Below are 17,750 nucleotides of genomic sequence, written 5' to 3'. Positions count from 1 at the left end.
GAACCGTTCGGCTACGGCTACATGGTCAACGCCATGTGGGTCAGCGCGCTGGTCGGCTGCATCTGCGGCTTCCTGTCGGCCTACCTGATGCTCAAGGGCTGGTCGCTGATCGGCGACGCGCTCTCCCACTCGATCGTGCCCGGCGTCGCCGGCGCCTACATGCTGGGCCTGCCGTTCTCGCTCGGCGCCTTTCTCTCCGGCGGACTCGCCGCCGGCGCGATGCTCTTTTTGAACCACCGCACCAAGCTGAAGGAGGACGCGATCATCGGCATGATCTTTACCTCCTTCTTCGGCGTCGGCCTGTTCATGGTGTCGCTGTCGCCGACCTCGGTGAACATCCAGACGATCGTGCTCGGCAACATCCTGGCGATCACGCCGTCCGACACGCTGCAGCTCGCCATCATCGGCGGCGTCACGCTTCTGATCCTGCTTCTGAAGTGGAAGGACCTGATGGTCACCTTCTTCGATGAGAACCACGCCCGCTCGATCGGGCTGAAGCCGCTGGCCCTGAAGCTTCTGTTCTTCACGCTGCTGTCCGCCTCCACCGTGGCCGCCATGCAGACCGTCGGCGCCTTCCTCGTCATCGCCATGGTCGTCACCCCCGGCGCCACCGCCTATCTCCTGACCGACCGCTTCCAGCGGCTGATCCTGATCGCCGCGCTGCTCGGCGCCGGCACAAGCCTCGTCGGCGCCTACGCCTCCTACTTCCTCGACGGCGCCACAGGCGGAATCATCGTCTGCCTGCAGACGCTGCTGTTCCTGCTCGCCTTCGTCTTCGCCCCGAAGCATGGGCTGCTCGCCGCCCGCCGCAGGGGACGGCTGGCGCTGGAACAGAGGGCACCGGCATGAGCGATTTTCTCGACCTCGCCCTGCTACCCTTCCGCCTCGGCTTCATGCAGTATGCTTTCGCCGTGACGCTGATGATCGCCGTGCCGATGGCGCTGCTGTCGTGCTACCTGGTGCTCAAGGGCTGGTCGCTGATGGGCGACGCCGTCTCGCATGCGGTGCTCCCCGGCGTCGTCATCGCCTATGTCGTCGGCCTGCCCTTCGCGGTCGGCGCCTTCGTGGCCGGCCTGCTCTGCGCGCTGGCTGCGGGCTTCCTGCGCAATCACAGCCGGGTGAAGGAGGATACGGTGCTGGGCATCGTCTTCTCCGGCATGTTCGGTCTCGGCATCGTGCTTTACGTGGCGACCGAATCCGACGTGCACCTCGACCATATCCTCTTCGGCGACATGCTCGGCATCGCTACGTCCGATCTGATCGAGACCGGGCTGATTGCGCTCGCCTGCGCCGCCTTCATCCTGTTCTTCCGCAAGGACCTGCTGGTGCAGGCCTTCGATCGCCAGCACGCCGCCGCGATCGGGCTGCCCGTCAACCTGCTGCATTACGGCCTGCTGGCGGTGCTCTCGCTCGTCGTCGTAGGCGCGCTCAAGGCGGTCGGCATCATCCTGTCGGTGGCAATGCTGGTGGCGCCGGGCGCGATCGCGGCCCTTTTGACGCGGCGATTCGGCTCGATGCTCGCCACCGCCGTCACCATTGCCATCGGCGCCTCCCTCTGCGGCATCTATCTCAGTTTCTTCCTCGACAGCGCCCCGGCCCCGACAATCGTCGTCCTCCTGACGGTTCTCTTCATCGCTGCCTTCGTCGTACAGACCACGCGCAACCGGCAGACGGCGAGTGAGATTCCAGGGCGGTCGGAGCGCCGTTGACCACTGAGAGAGCATGTCGAAATCGACTGCGGCAGTCGAAACCAGCTGTGCGTGACCGACCGGGGCGCGGTCGACAGGCTTTTCTTTTCCGTTTATCGTCCGCCCCGATCAGGAGGTGGCCTCCCCTTGTGGCGGACCACCGCGCGGACCTCGCAGGACAGGCATGGCACACATCGGCATCGTTGGCGGCGGCATCATTGGCTGCGCCACAGCACTTCACCTTCTCGACCGCGGCCACCAGGTGACGGTCATCGAACGCGATGCAGGGGGATTGCCGGCCTCCGTCGGCAATGCCGGCATCCTCGCCGCTCCCGAAATCGACCCGATCGCGCGGCCCGGAATGCTGCTGTCGGCACCAGGCTGGCTGCTCGACCCGCTCGGACCGCTGACCGTGCGCTGGAAGGACCTTCCCTCGCTCCTGCCCTGGCTCACGCGCTTCCTGCTGTCGTCCCGGCCGGCGCAGGTCGAGCAGTCCCGACAGGCGCTGACGTTCCTGATGCAGACCGCGGCGACCGACCACGCCGCCATGGCGAAGATGGCCGGCATCTCTGGCTACATCCGCAAGACCGGCGCGTTGACGATCTTCGACACGGAGGCCGCGCGCGACAAGGCCTTTGCCCATGAGCTTGAAAACGCACGCCGGCTAGGCGGGTATGATATCGAGAAGCTCGATGCAGCCGAGGCGCGCCGCCGCGTTCCGGCGCTGAGCGGTAATTTCGCCGGCGCTGTGTTCAACCAGGGTTATCAGACCTTCGAGTATCCCCTCACCTTCCTGCGCCGCCTTCAGGCATCGATTCGCGAGCGGGCGGTCTTCATCGATGCCGCCGTTTCATCGATCGCATGGAACGATCAGGGCATATCGGTTCGCACCGAGGCCCAGAACACCCATCGCTTCGACAAGATCGTTGTCGCCGCGGGGGTCTGGTCGAAGGCGCTCGTTGAGCGGCTCGGCCTACACGTGCTGCTCGAGACCGAGCGTGGCTACAACACCACCTTCGTCAACCCGTCGGTGACGCTGGAAATGCCAGTGTTCTTTTCCGAGCATGGCTTCGTCGCAACCCCGTTCGAAAACATGCTGCGTGTCGGAGGTGCTGTGGAGATGGCGAAACCCGACACGGCCGCCAACTACGCGCGCGCTGCCGCCATGCGCAAGAAGATGCGCCGCTACGTTCCGGACCTGCCGGAAGACGGTGGCACCGAGTGGATGGGCCGCCGCCCCTCGACGCCGGATTCCATCCCGGTCATCGGCCTGCACCCGGGCGATCAGCGCATCGCCTGTGCCTTCGGCCACGGCCACCTCGGCCTCACCCTTTCGGCCACCACTGGGCGCCACGTGGCCGACCTCTTTGCCGGCCAGGTCAGCCCGGAACTCGATGCTTTTTCGATCCGCCGGTTCCAGTAGACCGCGCCGCAGAACCGAAAGAACCGCTAACATGCACAAGGTCATATTCGACACCGATCCGGGCATCGACGATGCCATGGCGCTGCTTTTCCTGCACCAGCATCCCGAAATCGACCTGATCGGTATCACCACCGTTTTCGGCAACGCCTCCGTCGAGACGACGACGCGCAACGCGCTGTTCCTCAAGCGCGAATGGAGCATTCCCGCCCCCGTCGCCAAGGGTGACGGCAAGGCCTTCAATCCGATGCGCAACCCGACCGACTGGCCGGTGATGATCCACGGCCATGACGGGCTCGGCAACATCGACGTGCCCGACACGATCGACCTGCCGCTCGACCCGCGTCCGGCCCAGCGCTTCATCATCGACACGGTGCGGGAAAACCCGGGCGAGGTAACGCTGATCGCCGTCGGCCGCATGTCGAACCTCGCCTTTGCGCTGAAAGAGGACCCGGAGATCGCCGCGCTGGTGAAGCAAGTGATCGTCATGGGCGGCGCCTTCGACGTGCCCGGCAACATTACCCCGGCGGCGGAAGCCAACATCCATGGCGATCCCGAAGCCGCCGACGTCGTGATGACGGCCCCCTGGACGGTGACGGTCGTCGGCCTGGACGTGACGATGCAGACGGTGATGACCCGCACCCTGCTGAACGAGATCGCCGAAGCGGGCGGGGCGCGGGCGAAGCTGCTCTCCGACATTTCGCAACTCTACATCGACTTCTACGGCCGGCACGTGAAGGACGGCATGGTGGTGCACGACAGCTGCGCCTGCGTCTATCTCGTGGCACCGGAACTGTTTACCACCCGCTCCGGCGCGATCCGTGTCGTCGCCGGCGGCATCGCCGACGGCCAGACGATTCAGAAGCCGGATGGCCGCGCCTTCCCGCCGGGAAACTGGGACGATCTGCCGAGCCAGAACGCCTGTACAGGCATCGATGCCGATGCGGTGCTGGCCTTGATTGCCGAAACGCTTTCGCGCCCGGTCTGAGGCTTATTCCGGATCGACGGGCAGGCGCCAGTCGATCGGCTGGCGCCTGCGACTTTCAAGAAACGCGTTCGCCTTGGAAAAATGCCGGCAGCCGAGGAAGCCGCTGTGGGCGGAGAGCGGCGAAGGATGCGGCGCCCGCAGCACGAGGTGCCGCTGCGGATCGACGAACGCCGCCTTTTTCTGCGCGTAGGCGCCCCAGAGCATGAAGACGACCGGCTTTTCGCTGTCGTTCACCACGCGGATCACCGCATCGGTGAAGCGTTCCCAGCCCTGGCCCTGATGCGAGGCGGCGCGGCCCATCTCCACCGTCAGCACGCTGTTGAGCAGCAGCACGCCCTGCCGCGCCCACTGCTCGAGGAAGCCATGGCGCGGCGGTGCAATGCCGAGATCGGCCTCGATCTCCTTGTAGATGTTGACGAGCGACGGCGGGATGCGCACGCCAGGCCGCACGCTGAAGCAAAGGCCGTGCGCCTGTCCCTCGCCGTGATAGGGGTCCTGGCCGAGGATCACAACCTTGACGTCCTCCAGCGCCGTCAGGTCGAGCGCTCGGAAATATTCGGTTCCCTTCGGGAAGATGCGCTTGCCCTGCTGCTTTTCCCGAACAAGAAAACCCCTCAGTCCCGTCATGTAAGGGCTGTCAAACTCGGCCGAGAGTGGCCGCCTCCAGCTTTCACCGATCCGGACATCCGCCGCCGACATGCCGCTCTCCCCGTGTTGTGCACTTCGTTCTGGATAGCCCATGATCGGCGAAACGGGAAATCGGAAAAGTGCACCGGCAAGCGCCCGGGGCGGTCCGACAGAACGCCTGGCCCCGGCGGAAATTCTGGTTACGTCGCCGCATCGGGGGAACAGAATGCCTGGTAAAGCGCCCCGACGACATTGCGGGCAGGCTCGCTTTCGATGCGATACCAGATGGTTTGCCCATCTCGCCGTCCGGCAATAATGCGGTCTTTGCGCAATAGCGCCAGGTGCTGCGAAACCGTCGAATCGCGAATGCCGAGGAAATCGGCAAGCTGGCCGACAGATTTCTCGCCTTCGATCAACTGGCACAGGATCAGCAGGCGATGCCGGTTCGACATCGCTTTCAACAGCTCGCTGGCCTCGTCGGCCGCGGCCTGCATCAGATCGGCATCTAGGTTCACCTTCATGCACCTACGATTATCTGCATATATCGTCAACATCAAACGAGGCTCCGTTGTTCTGCGTCGATGCCATGGATCGGTTCCTTGCCCTGGGCGGGCATGGCCGGACATCGCGGGCTGCGCCCATCCCACGCGCGGAGGGGGCTTGCAGAGATATACAATACTACGTATATACGGATCTATTCAACACCGGAGGAAACGTCATGTCTCTCGATAAGTCCATCCTCGCCTTTGCTGGCTTCATGGTTCTCTTGTCCGTTGCGCTAACGGTCTGGGTCTCGCCGCTCTTTGTCTGGCTGACGGTTTTCGTCGGCGCGAACCTGCTGCAATCCGCCTTCACCGGCTTCTGCCCGGCAGCGATGCTTCTCAAGAAACTGGGCGTCAGGTCCGGGACCGCCTTCTGAGCGCCTTCCGGTGTTTCACGCTCCTATTCCGAGCTTGCAGCTCTTTGGTTTTTCGCATGCCTCCCGAAACGGCGCCTCCTTTCGGGAGGCATGCATTGGAACACGACCGAGGCCATCAATGCGCTACATCTTCTTGGCTGCCTTCCTTCTGGCGAGCGCCCCGGCGACCGCTGGGGAAATAATAATCACCACGACCCCCATCACGGAGTGGAAGCCGGTATATGGCCGTGTGGACACGCGTGATCTCGTCCCGGCGCGGGCGCGGATCGGCGGAACGATCGCCGAACTGCTCGTCAGCGAAGGCGACAGCGTCCAGCCGGGCCAGCGCATTGCCCGCATCCAGGACGACAAGATTACGTATCAGATCTCCTCTTACGACGCCCAGCTCGTCGCGCTGCGGGCTCAACAGGAACGGGCCCGCTCCGAGCTTGGCCGCGGAAAATCCCTGATCGAACGGGGCGTGATCACGGTCCAGCGGCTCGAGCAGTTGCAGGCGGAACTGGACGTGACGACGAGCCAGATTGCGGCAGCCGAGGCGCAGCGGTCGGTGATCGTCCGGCAGCAGCAGGAGGGCGAGGTGCTCGCCCCCGCCGCCGGGCGTGTCCTGACCGTCCCCACCACCCGCGGCGCCGTGGTGCTGGCCGGCGAGACCGTCGCGACGGTCGGCAGTGGCGGCTTTTTCCTGCGGCTGGCGATTCCGGAGCGCCACGCGCACATGCTGCGCCTCGGTTCGGACATCCGCATCCAGGCCGGCGGCGCCGAGACGGCCGGCCGGCTCGCAAAGATTTATCCCCGCATCGAGAACGGACGCGTGATCGCCGATGTCGAGGTCGCTCACCTGAACGAGGCCTTCGTCAATGCCCGCATCCTCGTGCAACTACCTGTCGGACAGCGGAATGCCCTCCTCGTGCCAGCCGCGGCGATGCAAACCCGCTCAGGCATCGACTTCGTCACGGTCCTCGACGACGGCAAGCCCGTCCTGAGGGCGGTGGTGCCGGGCGAACGGCTCGACCATGACGGCCAGCCGATGGTGGAGATATTGACCGGCCTTTCCGCCGGAGAAAAGGTCGTGACGCCATGACGCCGTCGCCTCTCAGGCTCGGGCTGGCCGGGTGGCTGACGCGTGCCTTCATTTCCTCGCCGCTGACACCGCTGTTCCTGATCGCCGCCTTCGTCTTCGGTCTGGTCGCGCTGCTTGCCCTGCCGCGCGAGGAGGAGCCGCAAATATCGGTGCCGATGGTCGACATCCTGGTGCACGCCGACGGGCTGAAGGCGGAAGACACCGTCAAGCTCATCACCGAACCGCTGGAGACGATCGTCAAGGGGATCGACGGCGTCGAACATGTCTACTCGCAAACCCGCGACGACAGCGCCCTGGTGACCGCCCGCTTTTTCGTCGGCACGTCGGCCGATGCTGCCGTTCTTCGTGTCCACGACAAGGTGCGCGCCAACATGGACCGCATTCCGGTCGGCATACCGGAGCCTCTCATCGTCGGCCGGGGAATCGACGACGTCGCGATCGTGTCGCTGACGCTGTCGCCGAAGCCCGGGGCGGCCGATCACATTTCCGCCAACGACCTGACGCGCATCGCCCGCGAATTGAGGACGGAAACGACGAAGATCGAGGACGTCGGCTTTGCCTATCTGGTCGGTGGGACCGACGAGATCATTCGCATCGCCCCCGACCCGTCGAAGCTCTCCCTTTACGGCGTCACCCTCCAGCAACTCGCCGAGGTGGTCGGCAACGCGAACCGGGCCTTTCCGGCAGGCCGGCTGCGCCAGGACGGCGAACAGATCACCCTGATCGCCGGCGAGACGCTCGCCACACCGGCGCAGATCGGCAACCTGCTTCTCACCGCACGCGACGACCGCCCGGTCTATGTGCGCGACGTCGCCGCGATCGAATTCGCAACCGATACGAGTGATGCGCTCGTCTCCACCGTCACGCGTGGCGGCGAGGCGGGTGGCGTGGCCCGGGTGCCTTCCGTCACGCTCGCCGTGACCAAACGTGCCGGCTCGAACGCCGTGACCGTCGCCGAGGCGATCCTGCATCGGGTCGAGCAGTTGCAGGGAACGCTGATCCCGGAGCAGATCGCCGTCGAGGTGACACGCGACTACGGCGAGACCGCCAACGAAAAGGCGAACGAACTGCTGTTCCATCTTGGCCTTGCCACGGTGTCGATCATCCTGCTTGTTTGGGTTGCGATCGGACGGCGAGAGGCGATCGTCGTCGCGATCGTCATTCCGGTCACCATTCTGCTGACGCTGTTTGCCTCCTGGGTGATGGGCTACACGCTCAACCGCGTCTCGCTGTTCGCGCTGATCTTTTCCATCGGCATCCTGGTGGACGACGCCATCGTCGTGATCGAGAACATCGCCCGGCACTGGGGCATGGGCGATGGCCGCGAGCGGCGGCAGGCCGCCATCGAGGCCGTGGCGGAGGTCGGCAACCCGACCATCGTGGCCACGCTGACGGTGGTCGCCGCCCTGCTGCCGATGCTGTTCGTCTCGGGGATGATGGGCCCGTACATGAGCCCCATTCCCGCCAATGCGTCCGCGGCGATGATCTTCTCCTTCTTCGTCGCAGTTACGGTGACCCCGTGGCTGATGCTGAAGTTGGCGGGCGGGGGTCCGGTTCACACCCATGACGACCATGCGCATGGCGGCATGCTCGGGCGCATCTACGCCTCGATCGCGCGGCCGATCCTGTCGTCCAAGGCCGCAAGCTGGGCGTTCCTTCTCTTCGTCGGCGCTCTGACGCTGGGATCGCTGGGACTGTTCTACACCAAGGACGTCACGGTGAAATTGCTGCCGTTCGACAACAAGTCGGAGCTTTCCGTCACGATTGACCTGCCCGAGGGCTCGTCGGTCGAAGCCACGGACGCGGTGGCGCAGGCGGTGGCGCGGATCGCGCTGGCAATGGATGAGGTTCGATCCGTCCAGGCCCATGCGGGAACTGCCGCCCCCTTCAACTTCAACGGCCTCGTGCGCCACGCCTTCTATCGCACCGAGCCGCATCAGGGCGAAGTGGCGATCAACCTGTTGCCCAAAAGCGAGCGCAGCCGGTCCAGTCACGACATCGCCCTCGACATCCGTCAGCGGATCGCCGCGGTGGCGATGCCTGACGGAACCAGCCTCAAGGTGGTGGAGCCGCCGCCCGGCCCGCCGGTGATGGCGACACTTCTGGCCGAGATCTACGGCCCCGACGCCGAGACGCGCCGCCGGGTCGCCGAGCGGGTCGAGGCGGCGTTCCGCGCCGTCCCGTTCATCGTCGACACCGATAATTCCTACGGAACGGCCGCGCGCCGGCTGCGGATGACGATTTCGACCGACGACCTGGAGCTTTTCCAGGTCAGGCAAGGCGATGTCTTCGACACCGTCGCCATCCTCAATGGCGGCAAGACGATCGGCTACTCGCATCGCAGCGGCGGCCGGCAGCCGATCCCGATCCGTATCGAGCGTCCGAAGGGAGAACGCACACTCGACGAGCGGTTTTTGACGACGCCGATACCGGCCAACGTGCTGCCGGGCGATCGCAGCGTGGTCGAACTGGGCGACGTGGTGCAGGTCGCCGAGGAGCGTGCCTCGTTCCCCGTTTTCCGCCACAACGGCCGTGCCGCCGAAATGGTCACCGCCGAGCTTGCCGGCGCGTTCGAGGCACCGCTCTACGGCATGATGGCCGTGCAGGAAGCACTCGACGCGCAGGACTGGACCGGATTGCCCAAGCCGGTCGTGTCGCTGCATGGCCAGCCCGAGGATGAAAATGCGGTGACCCTGCTGTGGGACGGTGAATGGGAGGTGACCTGGGTCACGTTCCGCGACATGGGCGCGGCCTTCATGATCGCCCTGCTCGGCATCTATATCCTCGTCGTAGCGCAGTTCGGCTCGTTCAAGGTGCCGCTGGTCGTGCTGACGCCGATCCCGCTCACCTTCATCGGCATCCTCGGCGGCCACTGGCTGTTTTCCGCGCCGTTCTCGGCCACCTCTATGATCGGCTTCATTGCGCTTGCCGGTATCATCGTGCGCAATTCGATCCTGCTGGTGGATTTCATCCGCCACGCCAACACGGGCGACCGACCGTTGACGGAGATCCTGATCGAGGCGGGGTCGATTCGCTTCAAGCCGATCCTGCTCACCGCACTCGCCGCGATGATCGGTGCGGCGGTCATCCTCGCCGATCCGATTTTTCAGGGGCTGGCCATCTCGCTGCTGTTCGGCCTTGCGTCCTCGACGCTGATGACGGTGCTGGTCATCCCGGCCATCTATCGCGTCCTCAGGACCTGAACACGGTGCCCACGCCCCGCGTATGTCTCCCGGAACCGGGAGACATACGCGGAAATTCTGGATTGTCTGCAATAACCCTGTGCGGTCTGGGGCATTGGCCCGTCGGACTATGTCGCTGACGCTGCCCGCGACCTGGGCGACGCGCAACAGGTTTCGCTCCGGTGAGAGTGCGACCCGTCCCGCCCGGGCGTTACTCGGCGATCCCGTGCACCGCCAGGAAGCTGTTCATCCGCCTGGCCGCAAGCTCCGGCTTATCCAGCACGTTGGCACGGTCGGCGAGGCGGAAGATATCGGCGTAATGCAGCAGGCCGCGCGCCGACTGCAGGCCGGCGGGCATGGTGAAGTGCGACTGGTGCCCGTTCAGCCAGGCGAGGAAGACGACGCCCGCCTTGTAATACTGCGTCGGCGCCTCGAAGATTTTTCGCGACAGCGGCACCGTCGGCGCGATCACGGCGCGGAAGGTCGCGACGTCGCCGGAAGCGAGCGCGGCGAGCGCCTGCGAGGCCTGCGGCGCCACCGCGTCGAAGATGCCGAGCAGCGCGTGGCTGTATTTCCGCCCGTCGCCCTCGATCAGCTCGGCATAGTTGAAATCGTCGCCGGTGAAGCAGAGCACGCCCGCGGGCAGCCGCTCCCGCAGCGCCACTTCCTTGGCGTTGTCGAGCAGCGAGATCTTGATGCCCTCGACTTTGCTGCGGTTTTCCTCGATGATCGACAGCACCGTTTCCAGCGCGCCCTCGAAATCCTTCGATCCCCAGTAGCCCGCGAGCTGCGCATCGAACATGTCGCCGAGCCAGTGCAGCACGACTTTGTCCTTCGCCTGGCCGAGGATGCGAGAATAGACCTTGCGATAATCGTCCGGGGAGGTCGCGACCCGCGCCAGCGCCCGGCTCGCCATCATGATCGCCCGGCCGCCACAGGCCTCGACGAAGCCGACCTGCTCCTCGTAGGCGGCGATAACGTCGTCGAGCGACCGCACATCGGCGGCCGCGAGATGGTCGGTGCCCGCCCCGCAGGCAAGGTCGGCGCCGGGCACCGTGCGCGCCTCGGCAAGCGAGCGGCGGATCAGTTCCTGCGCGCTGGCCCAGTTCAGCCCCATGCCGCGCTGGGCCGTGTCCATCGCCTCGGCGATGCGGAAACCGAGCGACCAGAGGTGATGCCGGAACGCCATCGTCGCGTCCCAGTCGATTGCCGGCTCCTCCCACGGACGCACCTCCCGCCACGGATCGGACACCACATGGGCGGCCGCATAGGCGATGCGGTTGAAGGCCGGCGGGCTGGCGGGCCGGGCAACCGGCGCTCCGGTGAGCGCGTAGTGCTCGAGCGTACCGTCGGCCTTCGGAAGCATGACTGTCGGCATGAAACCCTCCTCCATGGTTTTGATCGTCAGTAATTTAGATCGTTCCAAATTTCAAGACCGGTTTTCCAACGGCGATCGCCGCGGCCGAGACACTCCGCGCCTCGGCCTTGCGGCCGATCGACCGCCCTCTAATTCCGTTGACCGCTCAGCCTTCCGCAGCCCGCGCCGCAGGCCCTCGCCCATTGCGGCTCCGCACGCGACCGGCCAACTCCCGCATCCCGTAACGACATACCCCGACCATTTGCGCCCCTTGAAGCCAAGGACACGCAGCAGCCGACGGCCTCGAAAGCAGGCACGGCGGACGGAGGCGGCAAGGATCGCCAGCGACGCCGGCTGGCCAGCCCGCCCCAATCATCCCCGCCACCCTTGTTGACGATGACCTCGATCATAGGCGCGGCCGCAGCATTCCCCATCAACGCCCCTTGACTCGTTTGGAACGATCCAATAATTCTTGCAACCGAAAGCGGGTGGAGAGCGCCGCGAGGAGGAAATCGTGACCAGGAGCCGGGTGACCGTCATCGACATTGCGCGCGCCGCCGGGGTGTCGAAGTCAACGGTCTCGCTCGTCCTGCAGGCGAGCCCGCTCGTCAACGAGCAGACCCGCGCCAAGGTCAACGCCGCCATCCGAGAGCTCGGCTATGTCTATAACCGGAGTGCCGCCAATCTGCGCCAGACGGCGTCGTCGAAGATCGTCGGCATCGTCGTCAACGACCTCACCAACTCCTTCTTCGCCGAACTCGCCGTCGGCATGGACATGGTCATGCAGTCGGCGGGCTTCGTGCAGTTCCTCGCCAATACCGGCGAGAGTCTCGACCGCCAGCGCGAGGTGATCGCCTCGATGCACGAGCACGGCATCTCCGGCCTGATCATCTCGCCGGCCCGCGGCACCGAGGCTGCCGACTTCCGACCGCTGACGGCGGCGGGCATTCCGGTCGTCATCGTCGTACGCAACATTGCGGGCGCCAAGGTGTCCTCGCTGCTGTCCGACAATCATGCCGGTGCGCGCGAGGCGACGGAGCATCTGCTCTCGCTCGGCCACCGCCGCATCGCCTTCCTCGGCGGCTTCTCCGACACCACCGTCGCCCGGGAACGCGTCCAGGGTTACCGTGACGCGCTTGTGCAGGCGGGCATCGCCGCCGACGACGCGCTGATCGTCAATTCGGCCCCCTCGCGCGCAGGCGGAGTCGCGGCCGTCGAGCGCGCCATGCTGCTCGCCGAGCCGCCGACCGCGGCGCTGTGCTTCAACGATGCGGTCGCCTTCGGCGTCTGCGACGGCCTGCGCGCCCGCGGGATCGAGCCCGGCCGGGATTTCGGCGTGGTCGGCTTCGATGGCGTGATCGAGGCGCAAGCCGCGGTGCCCGCTTTGACGACGGTCTCGGTCGATCCGCAGGGCATGGGCCGGCGCGCCGCGCAGATGCTTCTGAAGCAGATCAATTCCGGCCGGGTGGAGGCCGAGGCGATGGTAACTCCGGTGCGGCTGGCGGTGCGCCAGAGCTGCGGCGCGGCGATGAAGGACATGGGAAGGAATACGGTATGACGCGGTGGGGACTGATCGGCGCGAGCACGATCGCGCATGAATGGGTGATCGATGCGATCCGCGCCACCGGCGGCGAGATCGTTTCGGTCATGAGCAGCAGCGCCGAGCGCGGCCAAAAATACGCCGCCGACCACGGCATCGGCAAATCCGTCACCACCACCGCCGATCTCGTCGGCGATCCGCAGGTCGACGCCGTCTACATCTCCACGACCAACGAGCTGCACCGCGACCAGGCGATCGCCGCCGCCCGCGCCGGCAAGCACATCCTGTGCGAAAAGCCGCTGGCGACTTCGCTGAGCGATGCGCAGGCGATGGTGAAGGCGGCGAGCGACGCCGGCGTCGTCATGGCGACGAACCACCACCTGCGCAACGCCGCCACCCACCGCGCCATGCGCGATGCGATCGCGGCGGGCCGGATCGGCAAGCCGCTGGCCGCCCGCGTCTTCCATGCCGTCTACCTGCCGCCGCACCTGCAGGGCTGGCGCCTGGAGCGGCCGGATGCCGGCGGCGGCGTCATCCTGGACATCACCGTGCACGACACCGATACGCTGCGCTTCATCCTCGGCGACGACCCGGTCGAAGCGATCGCTCTTTCGCAGATGGGCGGCATGGGCAAGGCGGGGCTGGAGGACGCGGTGATGGGCGTGCTGCGCTTCAGGTCCGGCGTGATTGCCCAGTTCCATGACGGCTTCACCACCAAATATGCCGAAACGGGCCTGGAGGTGCACGGCACCGAGGGTTCGCTGATCGGCCGCAACGTCATGACCCAGCGCGCGGTCGGCACCGTGATGCTGCGCAATGCCGAGGGCGAGCACGACCTGCCGCTCGACCACCGCAATCTCTACGAGACGGCGCTTTCTGCCTTCCATGCGGCCATCGCCGGCAAGGGCAGGCCGTCTGCCACCGGCGAGGACGGCATCTGGTCGCTGGCGACCGGCCTTGCGGTCGTCGAGGCGGCGCAGACCGGCAAGGCAGTTACGATCGAACCCGGACTTTGAGCAGTATGATGAGCAAGCACATTTCTCCCGCCGAAGCGGCCAACCTGATCCCCGATGGCGCCGTCGTCTCCGTCTCGTCCTCGTCCGGACTCGGCTGCCCGGACCTGATGCTGAAGGCGATCGGCGAGCGCTTCGAGACCACGGGACACCCGAAGAACATCACCACCCTGCACCCGATCGCCGCCGGCGATATGAGCGGCATCAAGGGTGTCGATTACATCGCCAAAAAGGGGCTGCTGGCGAAGATCATCGGCGGCTCCTATCCCTCCGGCCCCTCCTCCGCCGAGCCGCCGCTGATCTGGCAGATGATCACCGGCAACGAGATCCCTGCCTACAACATCCCCTCCGGCATCCTGTTCGACATGCATCGCGAGGCGGCCGCCAAGCGTCCCGGCGTCCTCACCAAGGTCGGCCTCGACACCTTCGTCGATCCGGCCCGGCAAGGCTGCGCGATGAACGACAAGGCTGCCGCCGAACCGGTCGTGAAGAAGGTCGAGTTCGAGGGCGAGGAGTGGCTGTACTTCCCGGCGATCCGGCCGCAGGTGGCGATCATCCGCGCCACCACCGCCGACGAGCGCGGCAACCTCACCTATGAGCACGAGGGCGCCTATCTCGGCGGCCTCGACCAGGCGCTCGCCGCCCGCAACAACGGCGGCATCGTCATCGCCCAGGTCAAGCGCATCACCAAGGCCGGCTCGCTGCGCCCCCACGACGTGCGCGTGCCCGGCATGCTGGTCGACTACGTCGTCGTCGACCCCGACCAGAAGCAGACGACCCAGACCCTCTACGACCCGGCGATCTCCGGCGAGATCATCCGTCCGCTCGAGACGTTCCGCGTCCCTGAGTTCAACATCCAGAAGGTGATCGCCCGCCGCGTCGCGCAGGAGCTTGAGGCCGGAAGCTGCGTCAATCTCGGCTTCGGCATCTCGGCCAACGTGCCGCGCATCCTGCTGGAAGAAGGGCTGCATGGCGCCGTGACCTGGGTGATCGAACAGGGTGCGGTCGGTGGCGTTCCGCTCTTGGATTTCGCCTTCGGCTGCGCCTCGAACGCCGACGCCTTCATGCCCTCGCCCTACCAGTTCACCTATTTCCAGGGCGCCGGCTTCGATGCCTCGCTGCTGTCCTTCCTCGAGATCGGCCGCGACGGTTCGGTCAACGTCTCCAAGCTGTCGTTCCGCCCGCATGTGACGGCCGGCGCCGGCGGCTTCGTCGACATCACCGCGCGCGCCAGGAAGATCGTGTTCTCCGGCATGTTCAATGCCGGCGCCAAGCTCGCCGTCGAGGGCGGCAAGCTCGTCATCGAGAAGGAGGGTAAGCTGAAGAAGCTGGTCAACGAGGTCGAGCACGTCACCTTCTCCGGCCGCCGCGCCATCGAGCAGGGCCAGGACATCACCTATGTCACCGAGCGCTGCGTGATGAAGCTGACGCCCAAGGGCATCGTGCTGACCGAGATCGCCCCCGGCGTCGACCTCAAGGCGCACATACTCGACCAGTCTGAGTTCCCATTGATCGTTTCCGACGAACTGAAGACGATGGACCCGGCACTGTTCCACGAGGCAGCGCTGGGGCTGAAGCTGCCAAGCAAGCCCGAGCGTACGCTAGAGGGGGCCGGAAATGTCTGAGCCGCGAATCCGCATCGAGATCGACGGCCCGATCGCCACCCTGACCGTGGCGCGGCCAGAAAAACTGAACGCCTTCGACATCGACATGCTGAAGGAGCTGTCCGCCGCCTGCGACGCGATCGAGGCGAACGCCGCCGTCCGCGTCGCCATCCTCACCGGCGAAGGCAAGGCCTTTTCCGCCGGCGGCGATATCCGGGCCTGGGCCGGCATGGAGCCGAACGAATTCGGCCATGCCTGGGTGCGCTTCGGCCATCGCGTCTTCGAACGGCTGGCGAGCCTGCGCATGCCGCTGGTCGCCGCTGTCAACGGCCATGCGCTCGGCGGCGGGCTGGAGCTCGCCGCCGCCGCCGACATCCGCATCGCCGAAAGCCAGGTAAAGATCGGCCTGCCGGAAGCGGGGCTCGGGATGGTGCCCGGCTGGTCGGGGACGCAACGGCTGGTGAAGCGCTTTGGCGCGCAGGCCGTGCGGCGCATGCTGCTCGGCGGCGAAGTGCTGACGGCGGCCGAGGCTGAGAAGCTCGGCGTCGTCGATCAGGTCGTGGAGACCGGAACCTCGGTGCAGGCGGCCAGGGACTATGCGGCGCGCATCGCCGCGCGCGGTCCGGCTGCGACGGAAATCTCGAAACTGATGATCGCCGTCGCCAATGGCGAGGACAACGGCAGCGCGGTGGAGGCCCTCGGCTCCATCCTCGTGGCCAAGACCGGGGACCTGAAGGAAGGCGTCGCCGCCTTCACCGGAAAACGCCCCGCCGAATTCAAGGGAGAATGGTGATGACTGTCACGGTGCAGCCCAAGGCACTTACGGACTACATGGCGCGCGACTTCCGCATGCTGGTCGACGGCAGCTGGGTCGAGGCCGAAGGCGGCGGCACGCTGGAGCGCGTCGCCCCCGGCCACGGTGTTGTCGTCAGCCGTTACCAGGCCGGCACGAAGCGCGATGCCGAGCGCGCCATCGCCGCCGCCCGCCGCGCCTTCGACGACGGTCGCTGGCCGAACATGACCGGTGCGGAACGCTCCAATATGCTGCTCAAGGCCGCCGACCTGATCGCCGCGCGCGCCGATGAACTCGCTTATCTCGACGCCATCGAATCCGGCAAACCGATCAGCCAGGCCAAGGCCGAGCTCGGCGGTGCCGTCGACATCTGGCGCTACGCCGCAGCGCTCGCCCGCGACCTGCACGGCGAGAGCTACAACACGCTCGGACAGGGCACGCTCGGCGTCGTGCTACGCGAGGCGATCGGCGTCGTCTCGATCATCACGCCGTGGAACTTCCCCTTCCTGATCGTCAGCCAGAAGCTGCCCTTTGCGCTCGCGGCCGGGTGCACGACCGTCGTCAAGCCGTCGGAACTCACCTCCGGCTCGACGCTGGTGCTCGGCGAGATCCTTCTCGCGGCCGGCGTGCCCGCGGGCGTCGTCAACATCGTCACCGGCACCGGCCCCGAGGTCGGCAGCGTGATGGCGACGCATCCGGACGTCGACATGGTCTCCTTCACCGGCTCGACCGGCGTCGGCCGCCTGACGATGGCGAACGCCGCGCAGACGCTGAAGAAGGTGTCGCTGGAGCTCGGCGGCAAGAACCCGCAGATCGTCTTCCCGGACGCCAACCTCGACGAATTCGTCGACGCCGCCGTCTTCGGCGCCTATTTCAACGCCGGCGAATGCTGCAACGCCGGCTCGCGGCTGATCCTGCACCGCGACATCGCCGACGAGGTGACGGCCCGCATCGCCGAGCTGTCGAAGAAGGTCAAGGTCGGCGACCCGCTCGACCCGACCACGCAGGTCGGCGCGATCATCACGCCGCAGCACCTCGAAAAGATTGCCGGCTACGTGTCCGGCGCTAAGGATGCCGGCGCTGGCGTTGCCCTCGGCGGCGAAGCGCTCGATCTCGGCCTCGGCCAGTTCATGGCGCCGACGATCCTCTCCGGCGTAAGGCCCGAGATGGCCGTGGCGCGCGAGGAAGTGTTCGGGCCGGTCCTCTCCGTCCTGACCTTCGAGACGACTGAGGAAGCGATCCGCCTCGCCAATTCCATCGACTACGGCCTTTCCGCCGGCGTCTGGAGCCGCGACTTCGACACCTGCCTGACGATCGGCCGCCGGGTGCGCGCCGGCACGATCTGGATGAACACCTTCATGGACGGCGCCTCCGAACTGCCCTTCGGCGGCTACAAGCAATCGGGCCTCGGGCGCGAGCTCGGACGGCACGCGGTGGAGGACTACACCGAGACGAAGACGCTCAACATGCACATCGGCGCCCGCACGAACTGGTGGATGCCGAGGTAGCAGCTTCAATCGATTTAAAATACCTGTGGG

General features: G+C 66.1%; 15 protein-coding genes. 12 read left to right on the top strand and 3 right to left on the bottom strand.

Features of this window, described 5'->3' with window-relative positions; all coding sequences use genetic code 11:
* Positions 1-21 precede the first annotated feature (21 nt).
* The 4 genes from JNC62_RS07760 to JNC62_RS07745 all read left to right on the top strand — a co-directional run bounded on the left by JNC62_RS07760 (position 22) and on the right by JNC62_RS07745 (position 4,096).
* Positions 22-849, top strand: coding sequence for a metal ABC transporter permease (locus JNC62_RS07760; protein WP_374837896.1), 828 nt, complete (start codon positions 22-24; stop codon positions 847-849).
* Positions 846-1,709 (top strand): metal ABC transporter permease, encoded by an 864-nt coding sequence (locus JNC62_RS07755; RefSeq protein WP_374837542.1) that lies wholly within the window; start codon positions 846-848, stop codon positions 1,707-1,709. Before JNC62_RS07760 ends, JNC62_RS07755 begins: the two co-directional genes overlap by 4 nt.
* 163 nt (positions 1,710-1,872) lie before the next feature.
* On the top strand, positions 1,873-3,111 hold the full coding sequence (locus JNC62_RS07750) for an NAD(P)/FAD-dependent oxidoreductase (protein ID WP_374837540.1): 1,239 nt from the start codon (positions 1,873-1,875) through the stop codon (positions 3,109-3,111).
* Between the two features lie 31 nt (positions 3,112-3,142).
* Complete coding sequence (locus JNC62_RS07745; RefSeq protein ID WP_374837538.1) at positions 3,143-4,096, top strand: nucleoside hydrolase; 954 nt, start codon at positions 3,143-3,145, stop codon at positions 4,094-4,096.
* A gap of 3 nt (positions 4,097-4,099) precedes the next feature.
* On the opposite strand, the gene ung is transcribed toward JNC62_RS07745, so the two are convergent.
* Both ung and JNC62_RS07735 read right to left on the bottom strand, forming a co-directional pair.
* Positions 4,100-4,795 carry a uracil-DNA glycosylase gene (ung, locus tag JNC62_RS07740; protein WP_374837536.1) on the bottom strand — a complete coding sequence of 232 codons (696 nt, stop codon included), beginning with the start codon at positions 4,793-4,795 and terminating at the stop codon, positions 4,100-4,102.
* Positions 4,796-4,923: 128 nt separating this feature from the next.
* Positions 4,924-5,277, bottom strand: a complete 354-nt coding sequence (locus JNC62_RS07735) for an ArsR/SmtB family transcription factor (protein WP_374837894.1) — start codon at positions 5,275-5,277, stop codon at positions 4,924-4,926.
* A gap of 164 nt (positions 5,278-5,441) precedes the next feature.
* Here JNC62_RS07735 and JNC62_RS07730 point away from each other — a divergent pair, with 164 nt between their 5' ends.
* The 3 genes from JNC62_RS07730 to JNC62_RS07720 all read left to right on the top strand — a co-directional run bounded on the left by JNC62_RS07730 (position 5,442) and on the right by JNC62_RS07720 (position 9,926).
* Positions 5,442-5,642: a YgaP family membrane protein gene (locus JNC62_RS07730; protein ID WP_374837534.1), complete on the top strand. Its 201-nt coding sequence runs from the start codon at positions 5,442-5,444 to the stop codon at positions 5,640-5,642.
* 118 nt (positions 5,643-5,760) lie between these two features.
* Positions 5,761-6,723 (top strand): efflux RND transporter periplasmic adaptor subunit, encoded by a 963-nt coding sequence (locus tag JNC62_RS07725; RefSeq protein WP_374837532.1) that lies wholly within the window; start codon positions 5,761-5,763, stop codon positions 6,721-6,723.
* Complete coding sequence (locus JNC62_RS07720) at positions 6,720-9,926, top strand: efflux RND transporter permease subunit (RefSeq protein WP_374837530.1); 3,207 nt, start codon at positions 6,720-6,722, stop codon at positions 9,924-9,926. The genes JNC62_RS07725 and JNC62_RS07720 overlap by 4 nt, the downstream gene beginning before the upstream one ends.
* A 190-nt stretch (positions 9,927-10,116) precedes the next feature.
* Here the strand turns inward: JNC62_RS07720 and JNC62_RS07715 are convergent, their stop codons facing one another.
* Positions 10,117-11,283, bottom strand: a complete 1,167-nt coding sequence (locus JNC62_RS07715) for a dihydrodipicolinate synthase family protein (RefSeq protein ID WP_374837528.1) — start codon at positions 11,281-11,283, stop codon at positions 10,117-10,119.
* A 493-nt stretch (positions 11,284-11,776) separates the two neighbouring features.
* Here JNC62_RS07715 and JNC62_RS07710 point away from each other — a divergent pair, with 493 nt between their 5' ends.
* From JNC62_RS07710 to JNC62_RS07690, 5 genes are read left to right on the top strand one after another with little or no spacing between them, the layout of a single operon-like run.
* Positions 11,777-12,820 carry a LacI family DNA-binding transcriptional regulator gene (locus JNC62_RS07710; protein ID WP_374837526.1) on the top strand — a complete coding sequence of 348 codons (1,044 nt, stop codon included), beginning with the start codon at positions 11,777-11,779 and terminating at the stop codon, positions 12,818-12,820.
* Positions 12,817-13,818: a Gfo/Idh/MocA family protein gene (locus JNC62_RS07705; RefSeq protein ID WP_374837524.1), complete on the top strand. Its 1,002-nt coding sequence runs from the start codon at positions 12,817-12,819 to the stop codon at positions 13,816-13,818. Before JNC62_RS07710 ends, JNC62_RS07705 begins: the two co-directional genes overlap by 4 nt.
* Positions 13,819-13,826: 8 nt before the next feature.
* Entirely contained in the window at positions 13,827-15,440 is a 1,614-nt protein-coding gene (locus tag JNC62_RS07700) for an acyl CoA:acetate/3-ketoacid CoA transferase (RefSeq protein WP_374837522.1), read from the top strand.
* The gene (locus JNC62_RS07695; protein WP_374837520.1) at positions 15,433-16,212 is read left to right on the top strand and encodes an enoyl-CoA hydratase/isomerase family protein; all 780 of its coding nucleotides are present in this window, start codon (positions 15,433-15,435) and stop codon (positions 16,210-16,212) included. The genes JNC62_RS07700 and JNC62_RS07695 overlap by 8 nt, the downstream gene beginning before the upstream one ends.
* A complete protein-coding gene (locus tag JNC62_RS07690; RefSeq protein ID WP_374837518.1) occupies positions 16,212-17,720 on the top strand; it encodes an aldehyde dehydrogenase family protein in 1,509 nt (502 codons plus the stop codon). Before JNC62_RS07695 ends, JNC62_RS07690 begins: the two co-directional genes overlap by 1 nt.
* Positions 17,721-17,750 lie beyond the last annotated feature (30 nt).

Source organism: Mycoplana ramosa (genome assembly GCF_041930185.1).
In the GTDB taxonomy this organism is placed as follows: Bacteria; Pseudomonadota; Alphaproteobacteria; order Rhizobiales; family Rhizobiaceae; genus Mycoplana; species Mycoplana ramosa.
Note: the sequence above shows the minus strand (reverse complement) of the source record. Positions and strands in the feature narration are given on the sequence as shown.

Coding starts and splice junctions, on each gene's coding strand:
- JNC62_RS07690 (WP_374837518.1), top strand. CDS start 16,212: ATGACTGTCACGGTGCAGCCCAAGGCACTTACGGACTACATGGCGCGC.
- JNC62_RS07755 (WP_374837542.1), top strand. CDS start 846: ATGAGCGATTTTCTCGACCTCGCCCTGCTACCCTTCCGCCTCGGCTTC.
- JNC62_RS07695 (WP_374837520.1), top strand. CDS start 15,433: ATGTCTGAGCCGCGAATCCGCATCGAGATCGACGGCCCGATCGCCACC.
- JNC62_RS07715 (WP_374837528.1), bottom strand. CDS start 11,283: ATGCCGACAGTCATGCTTCCGAAGGCCGACGGTACGCTCGAGCACTAC.
- JNC62_RS07730 (WP_374837534.1), top strand. CDS start 5,442: ATGTCTCTCGATAAGTCCATCCTCGCCTTTGCTGGCTTCATGGTTCTC.
- JNC62_RS07760 (WP_374837896.1), top strand. CDS start 22: ATGGTCAACGCCATGTGGGTCAGCGCGCTGGTCGGCTGCATCTGCGGC.
- JNC62_RS07725 (WP_374837532.1), top strand. CDS start 5,761: ATGCGCTACATCTTCTTGGCTGCCTTCCTTCTGGCGAGCGCCCCGGCG.
- ung (WP_374837536.1), bottom strand. CDS start 4,795: ATGTCGGCGGCGGATGTCCGGATCGGTGAAAGCTGGAGGCGGCCACTC.
- JNC62_RS07705 (WP_374837524.1), top strand. CDS start 12,817: ATGACGCGGTGGGGACTGATCGGCGCGAGCACGATCGCGCATGAATGG.
- JNC62_RS07700 (WP_374837522.1), top strand. CDS start 13,827: ATGAGCAAGCACATTTCTCCCGCCGAAGCGGCCAACCTGATCCCCGAT.
- JNC62_RS07720 (WP_374837530.1), top strand. CDS start 6,720: ATGACGCCGTCGCCTCTCAGGCTCGGGCTGGCCGGGTGGCTGACGCGT.
- JNC62_RS07735 (WP_374837894.1), bottom strand. CDS start 5,277: ATGTTGACGATATATGCAGATAATCGTAGGTGCATGAAGGTGAACCTA.
- JNC62_RS07745 (WP_374837538.1), top strand. CDS start 3,143: ATGCACAAGGTCATATTCGACACCGATCCGGGCATCGACGATGCCATG.
- JNC62_RS07750 (WP_374837540.1), top strand. CDS start 1,873: ATGGCACACATCGGCATCGTTGGCGGCGGCATCATTGGCTGCGCCACA.